We start from the raw sequence: 6533 nt of genomic DNA on the forward strand, positions 1-6533 counted from the left end.
TAAGCACTGCGCCTTATGCTGGAAGGAGCTATATTATTGTCTGCTATGCAGGGTGTGAATGATATTACAGCGTTTTCATGGTATCTTGGTGATGATACTAATATAAGAGAAGGGGGGATTCAGAATGGTTTGGGTTATCGATTTCGTACTTGCCAAGCTCCATGCAAAGTCTGCAGGATCAGCAGGGCGATAATTTGCATGGAGCGATAATGAATCATCGCCCTTTTTACCGGACTGGATGTCCGTCGATAGTTGATTCTCCGCAGGCTTTGCTCCCTTAAACTCAACCATGATTTAAGGAGCGGAGCAAATATGAAATATAAGAGTGCGGATGCGGTTTTGCCCGAAGTGTTGCTAAGAGAAATTCAGAAATACATCCAAGGAACTATGATATATATCCCGAATACGGACGGGGTACGTAAAAAGTGGGGAGAGATCTCCGGAAGTCGTGAACTGTTAATTCGCAGGAACAAGGAAATTAGCGACAGATTCTCTGCGGGGCAGTCCATCGACCAGTTGGCTGATACCTTCTGCCTTTCTCACGATAGCATCAAGCGAATTGTTTACACGAAAAAAAGATAGCGTTAAGCCCGCTCGTTGTTATAGCAGCGGGCTCTTTGCTATGGCAAAAATAAATATGAACAGAACTCGATCTATTCGGTTTTGAGGAGATTCTTTATTGTTAAGCTGTAGCTCATTCACGAAAAGGATCGATTATTATGGAATACCGCGAGTTGAAGTCATTATTGGATAGAAATCTTCACAGGATTAAAACGATCGGAATGCATCACGAGAAAATAACGGAGCTTAGGCGCCTGCTTAACGGCGGAAGCGGCGAATCGGGTACAGATTTGGCCGTCGAAGGGATGTGGGCGCTGCAGAAACTGCTGACCGCCGGCCTTCGCATTAAAGCGTTCATTATCTGCCCGGAATGTATTTACAGTATAGAAGGAATACAATTGGCGGAGAAAATGATCGTGTCCGCAGAAGAAATATATACGGTTTCCAAAAAAGTCATGGAGAAGTTAAGCGGCCGGGATAAACCAGATGGCTTTATCACAATTGCGGAATTGCAGGAATACGGGGAGCGGGGACTTATTTTGCCGGATAGAGCCTTGGTGATGGTATTGGACGGTTTGGAGTCGCCGGGGAATATCGGGACAATTCTGAGATCGTGCGATGGAGCAGGGGTGGATGCCGTATTGCTGTGCAACATGAACGTGAGGATGACCCATCCCAAATTGATCAAAGCCAGTATGGGGGCAGTATTTAGGGTCCCGGTGGTTTATTTTGCCGAAGCAGAGCATTGTGTGAAGTGGTTGACATCAAGGGACTATCAAATTTATTTAGCGGATTCCGCAGCAGTGGATGGATACACAAGCATTAGCTATGAAAATAATACGGCCTTGGTCGTTGGTAATGAGCGGTACGGACTCTCCGACATCTGGTACGATCCAGGGCCGCGGCTAGTTTCAATTCCTATGCACGGCTTATGCGATTCCTTGAATGTCGGGGTCGCGGCTTCGATTCTGGCTTATACGGTAATACAACAAAGACAACAAGGATAGTAAAGGGTGGAGAATATGACGATAAGTCTGCGGAAGTATGAACCTAATGATCTATATAAGGTACGAGATTTTATTATTAGAACGCAAAGCTTGCTGGGTCATCCTAATAACTGGGGAATCGACCGCTGGGAATTCGTCCCTTTCTTTCAGGAGACAAGAAACGGTACATTGGAGCAGTGGCAGAGCAGGATCGGAATTTGGGAAGATGAGAACGGGGATATTGCGGCAGTTGCTTGTGATGACGGGGATGTGTATTTTTTGCTGGACTCCTTGGAGCCCGGAGAGCAGCTTGTGCAGGAGTTGTTCGAGTATGCGGAAGAGAAGCTTTTGATTTTCGAGCCGGGACAGCTCTGCACCCGTAATGCGCTGGCGTTAACAGCGGGAATGAAAGGGATCGAGCGCATAGCGGAATCCAGGGGATACACGCGTGGGCAAGGGGAAGACAAGATAATGTCTTTGCCACTCGATAGAGACTTTCAAGTCTTCTTGCCGCAAGGTTATGTTATTAAAACCGGTGAAGAAGTAGATAGCCGCACAAAAGCCCTTGGGCATATCATGGCTTTCGACTACGCCGGCACAAGCGATGCGGACAAGACGCTTCTCCATTACGGAAACATCGCCAAGGCACCTGATTATAGAGCAGGGCTGGAACTGTCTGTGCTGAACACCGCCGGGGAAGTAGTATCGTTTTGCAGTCTTTGGTGGGATCAAGCGAACAAGGTAGCGACTCTAGAGCCGGTAGGTACGCATAAAGCTTACAGACGCAAAGGGCTGGGGAAAGCCGTTATTTATGAAGGCCTGAACCGGCTGAAAACACTTGGTGCAGTAAAAGTATATGTCGGTTCAGGCCAGACATTTTACCGGAAAATCGGCTTTGAGCCGGAAGTCTCCATGTACCGCTGGATTCAAAGTAAGAGATAAGTATATTTTGCTATGTGCATCTCACTTTATCAGTTCACCTGGTTATGATTAAAATAATCCAATCCCATGGCTTCCCGCACTTCGCCAAGTGTTTCCTTTGCCAGCTCTTGTGCTCTGCGGGTGCCAGTCTTCAGAATATCCTCAATATCATCCGGACGTCGGTTATACATTGCCCGGCGTTCCCTCATAGGCTCCAGTGCTTTTGTTGCAAGGAACGGCCGAGAAGAGTCTCATTTGGCAGACCGTTCAGGATTTTGCGAAGGATATGAAAGAGGTAGGTAAAACCGTGAAGCTTATCCTGTAACGGATGGCCGATATAGGTTGGAGAACAACTACCAAGAGAGAAGTCAGGAAATCATGGCAATGGTTGCAAAAGTACGGTGTACCGCAATCATTTCTCTTGCATTAATCATGGGTATTTTTACAGGTACAATAGTGCTCCATGTAAACTGCGCCTAAGGCAGGGTGAAATCCATCTTCTACTTGTCTAGGGTCAAGCAGAACTCGTCTGCATAATCGGCCAAGTTCCCTCATAGACATGTATCAGTTTAGGAAATCAAACTGCAGAGGGGATGATCACATGCGTCGGATCACGAAGATGCTGGCGATTATGATCGTTGTAAGCATCGTACTGGTTGCATGCGGGAAGAAAGATGCGGCCGGCGTCGTCAAGGATTTGGACAAAGTAGTGAACAAACTGGAGAGTTACCAGGGTACTGGTGTGATGACGCTGTACACGGGTGACAAGCCCCAGGAGTATCGAGTAGAGGTCTGGTATCAAAATCCGTCTTTCTACCGGATCGCACTTACGAATGCTGAGAAGGATGTCACCCAGATTGTGCTTCGCAATGAACAAGGTGTCTATGTGCTGACGCCAAGCTTGAACAAGAGCTTCCGCTTCCAAAGCGACTGGCCGGAGAATCAGGGACAGGTCTACTTGTACCAGACCCTTGTCCGGAGTATTCTGAGCGACGGAGCAAGACAATTCGCCAGTGACAAAGAAAATTACGTGTTTGAGGTTGCAGCCAATTATAATACGCATGCCCTGGTGCGCCAGAAGATTTGGCTTGATAAAGAAAACTACGCCCCTAAGCAGGTACAGGTATCCGATTCTCAAGCTAAGGTCGTAGTTGAAGTTAAATTTGACAGCTTTAATTTCGATACCAAGTTCGAGAATAATTCCTTCGATATGCAGCACAATCTGGATATGGCTGCAGAGGACGCCAAAGGGACTTTGTTAGAAGTGGATGAGAACGGGATGCTGGTAGAAAAACTTCCGGATTCCTCAAGCGAAGATCCAGTATCAGGGACAATTGCAGAGGGAGAAGAGGGAGCGGCTTCTGGAACAGCTCCTGCACTGACAGATTCCTTCGGGGTCATTGTACCGACCTATTTGCCTGACGGCGTAGCCTATCAGGACGATAAAGTTGTTGAGGGCGAAGAACGGATTATGGTACTGCAGCGCTATAATGGTACATATCAGTTCACCCTCACCGAGACGCGTTCCCCGGATCGCACGGCCTCTACCGTAACCGGTGAAATCGTCGATATGGGCTTTACCTTCGGATTTCTTAGTGGAGATGACTTGCGTACTTTAACCTGGACAACGGATGGTCTGGAATTCCGGATTACAAGCGAGGACCTCCCCGTATCCGAAATGGTGAAAATCGCTGCTTCCATGCAGGATCAAACGGGTAAATAATAGGTAGTTCGGGCGGGTTACGGCTGTTCGGACGGGAATCATAGTCCCTCCGTCATCCGTCTATCCGCCTCTTTTTATCCTTCAAGCCTTCTCTCATTTGACAGCTGCACCGAAAGAACATTACGATAGGTGTATTGTTTTACATGGACTTTGAATCTTTTGAGAAGGTGACCTGAAGTGCAAGTGACTTATCGACCGACCCGGGCTGTTATTGATCTGGATGCCCTATACTCCAACTACCGGAGATTTCGTGAGGTTCTGCCTGCAGAGATGAAGCTGCTTGCTTGTGTCAAAGCAAATGCCTATGGGCATGGAGCAGTGACAATTGCAAGAGAGCTGGAACGCTTTGGCGCGGATTATCTCAGCGTAGCATTTTTGGACGAAGCGCTTGAATTGCGGAGTGCCGGGATCACGATGCCAATTCTGGTGCTGGGCTATACTCCTCCTCATGGAGTACATAAGGCGTGGGAGCATCGTATTACACTGACCGCGTTCAGTGATGAGGTGCTGGAGGCGATAGGGCAACTTGATCCTACGGAATTTGATCATAAGCTGCAAGTCCATGTCAAGATTGACTCGGGAATGGGGCGCCTCGGACTGCGTACCGCAGAACAGGCCGTGCCCTTTATTCTGAGACTTCGTCAGCTTCCCCATGTGGAGGTTGAGGGACTGTTCACGCACTTTGCCACGGCGGATGAACGGAACAAGAGCTATACATTGGAGCAGTATCGGCGTTTTCAGGTAGTAGTGGACGCGCTGCGCAAGGAAGGGATTGAGATCCCGGTTATACATACGGGTAATAGCGCAATTGCCATCGACATGCCCGAGCTGTCTGTCAATATGGTTCGGATCGGCATTTCGATCTATGGTCTGTATCCATCGGATGAGGTTGGGAAGGAACGAATTGAGCTGAATCCGATTTTGACGCTGAAAACCGAGATTGTGTGGGTAAAGACTCTACCTCCGAATTCGGCTATCAGTTATGGAGCCAGATATGTAACTAGCAGCGAGGAGATCATCGGTACATTGCCGATTGGCTATGCCGATGGATATTCGCGGATGCTGGGAGGCAAAGCGCAGGTATTAATACGCGGCCGTCGTGTTCCTGTCGTTGGAACGATCTGCATGGATCAATGCATGGTTTCGTTAGAGGCTTTGGCTGACGAAGCCGAAGAAATTCAAGCCGGCGAGGAGGTTGTACTCATCGGCCAGCAGTCCGGCAGCGTAATTACCGCGGACGAACTGGCTACGAAGCTTGGAACCATCCCTTATGAATTGGTCTGCATGCTGGCCCATCGTGTTGTCAGAGTGTATGTACGCTCGGGTGAACCAGTCACGGTAGTTAATGCGCTATTAAGTGAATAATTGCAGTGATTGACAAAAACCAACAAAACTTTTTTGTCCTGGAAGGAATTTATGCCGGAGCATCGAAACAATAATACATGGCATTATTGAAGTATATTGTTTATAATGGGATGCAGCATACTTGATATACGCTCGGCATATACTTCTTTGTATATATTTCCTTGAATAACGCTATACTGTATGTCAGGGAACAGGGTCGACTAGGTTTTGGGGGTGGGAGTTAAGATGGCCAATTTGCAGAACACCAAAAGAATCATGATCAGTTTGCCGGATCATCTTTTACAGGAAGTGGATGGAATCGTAGCAATGGAGAATTCCAATCGCAGCGAGTTGATTAGGCAAGCCATGAAGCTGTATTTGAATGAGCGGAAGAAGAGATTCATTCGCGAGTCGATGCAGCGCGGCTATATGGAGATGGCAAAAATCAATCTTTCCATGGCCTCTGAAGCATTCCAAGCGGAGGAAGATGCAGACATCACTCTGGACCGCCTAGTAAGCGGGGTGTAACTATTGATCGTAAAGCGCGGTGACGTTTTTTTTGCGGACCTTTCTCCTGTTGTAGGCTCAGAGCAGGGTGGAGTAAGGCCTGTGCTTATTATCCAGAACGATATCGGCAACCGATTTAGCCCTACGGCAATTGTTGCTGCTATAACGGCGCAAATTCAGAAGGCAAAGCTGCCGACGCATGTTGAGATTGAAGCGGCGACGCATGGCTTTGACCGGGATTCCGTAATTTTGCTGGAGCAAATTCGTACGATCGACAAACAGAGACTTACTGACAAAATTACGCACTTGGATGAGGAAACCATGAAGAAGGTCAATGAAGCCTTATTGATCAGTCTTGGGTTAATCGACTTTTAAGTGTTCATATGAAGCGCCCTGACTTTTAAGCCGGGCGCTTTTTTATTAATGGCTTAAGCCAGTTGAGTACGCGAAGCGTGCGAAACAGAAAACCACCCGCTATGCGGGTGGTGTAG

At 47.8% G+C, this 6533-nt stretch carries 8 protein-coding genes; 7 read left to right on the plus strand and 1 reads right to left on the minus strand.

Going from position 1 to position 6533, the window contains the following annotated elements; all coding sequences use genetic code 11:
* Positions 1-312 precede the first annotated feature (312 nt).
* The 3 genes from KQJ23_RS21215 (at position 313) to KQJ23_RS21225 (ending at position 2489) form a co-directional block, all read left to right on the plus strand.
* Positions 313-582 carry a CD3324 family protein gene (locus tag KQJ23_RS21215; protein WP_216480913.1) on the plus strand — a complete coding sequence of 90 codons (270 nt, stop codon included), beginning with the start codon at positions 313-315 and terminating at the stop codon, positions 580-582.
* 137 nt (positions 583-719) lie between these two features.
* Complete coding sequence (locus tag KQJ23_RS21220; RefSeq protein ID WP_216480914.1) at positions 720-1568, plus strand: TrmH family RNA methyltransferase; 849 nt, start codon at positions 720-722, stop codon at positions 1566-1568.
* A 15-nt stretch (positions 1569-1583) separates the two neighbouring features.
* Positions 1584-2489: a GNAT family N-acetyltransferase gene (locus KQJ23_RS21225; RefSeq protein ID WP_216480915.1), complete on the plus strand. Its 906-nt coding sequence runs from the start codon at positions 1584-1586 to the stop codon at positions 2487-2489.
* Positions 2490-2518: 29 nt separating this feature from the next.
* On the opposite strand, the gene KQJ23_RS21230 is transcribed toward KQJ23_RS21225, so the two are convergent.
* On the minus strand, positions 2519-2659 hold the full coding sequence (locus KQJ23_RS21230; protein WP_249529961.1) for a tryptophanyl-tRNA synthetase: 141 nt from the start codon (positions 2657-2659) through the stop codon (positions 2519-2521).
* A 410-nt stretch (positions 2660-3069) separates the two neighbouring features.
* Here KQJ23_RS21230 and KQJ23_RS21235 point away from each other — a divergent pair, with 410 nt between their 5' ends.
* The 4 genes from KQJ23_RS21235 (at position 3070) to KQJ23_RS21250 (ending at position 6417) form a co-directional block, all read left to right on the plus strand.
* Positions 3070-4191 carry an outer membrane lipoprotein-sorting protein gene (locus KQJ23_RS21235; protein ID WP_216480917.1) on the plus strand — a complete coding sequence of 374 codons (1122 nt, stop codon included), beginning with the start codon at positions 3070-3072 and terminating at the stop codon, positions 4189-4191.
* Between the two features lie 177 nt (positions 4192-4368).
* Positions 4369-5556 carry an alanine racemase gene (alr, locus tag KQJ23_RS21240; RefSeq protein WP_216480918.1) on the plus strand — a complete coding sequence of 396 codons (1188 nt, stop codon included), beginning with the start codon at positions 4369-4371 and terminating at the stop codon, positions 5554-5556.
* Positions 5557-5781: 225 nt separating this feature from the next.
* Complete coding sequence (locus KQJ23_RS21245) at positions 5782-6063, plus strand: CopG family ribbon-helix-helix protein (protein WP_044477430.1); 282 nt, start codon at positions 5782-5784, stop codon at positions 6061-6063.
* A gap of 3 nt (positions 6064-6066) precedes the next feature.
* Positions 6067-6417, plus strand: a complete 351-nt coding sequence (locus KQJ23_RS21250; RefSeq protein WP_044477431.1) for a type II toxin-antitoxin system PemK/MazF family toxin — start codon at positions 6067-6069, stop codon at positions 6415-6417.
* Positions 6418-6533: the final 116 nt, after the last annotated feature.

The sequence above is a fragment of the Paenibacillus brevis genome (assembly GCF_018919145.1).
Taxonomy (GTDB): domain Bacteria; phylum Bacillota; class Bacilli; order Paenibacillales; family Paenibacillaceae; genus Fontibacillus; species Fontibacillus brevis.

Excerpts from the sequence above, each read along its gene's own strand:
- KQJ23_RS21215 (WP_216480913.1), top strand. The coding sequence starts at position 313 with ATGAAATATAAGAGTGCGGATGCGGTTTTGCCCGAAGTGTTGCTAAGA.
- KQJ23_RS21230 (WP_249529961.1), bottom strand. The coding sequence starts at position 2,659 with ATGTATAACCGACGTCCGGATGATATTGAGGATATTCTGAAGACTGGC.
- KQJ23_RS21225 (WP_216480915.1), top strand. The coding sequence starts at position 1,584 with ATGACGATAAGTCTGCGGAAGTATGAACCTAATGATCTATATAAGGTA.
- KQJ23_RS21220 (WP_216480914.1), top strand. The coding sequence starts at position 720 with ATGGAATACCGCGAGTTGAAGTCATTATTGGATAGAAATCTTCACAGG.
- KQJ23_RS21235 (WP_216480917.1), top strand. The coding sequence starts at position 3,070 with ATGCGTCGGATCACGAAGATGCTGGCGATTATGATCGTTGTAAGCATC.
- KQJ23_RS21245 (WP_044477430.1), top strand. The coding sequence starts at position 5,782 with ATGGCCAATTTGCAGAACACCAAAAGAATCATGATCAGTTTGCCGGAT.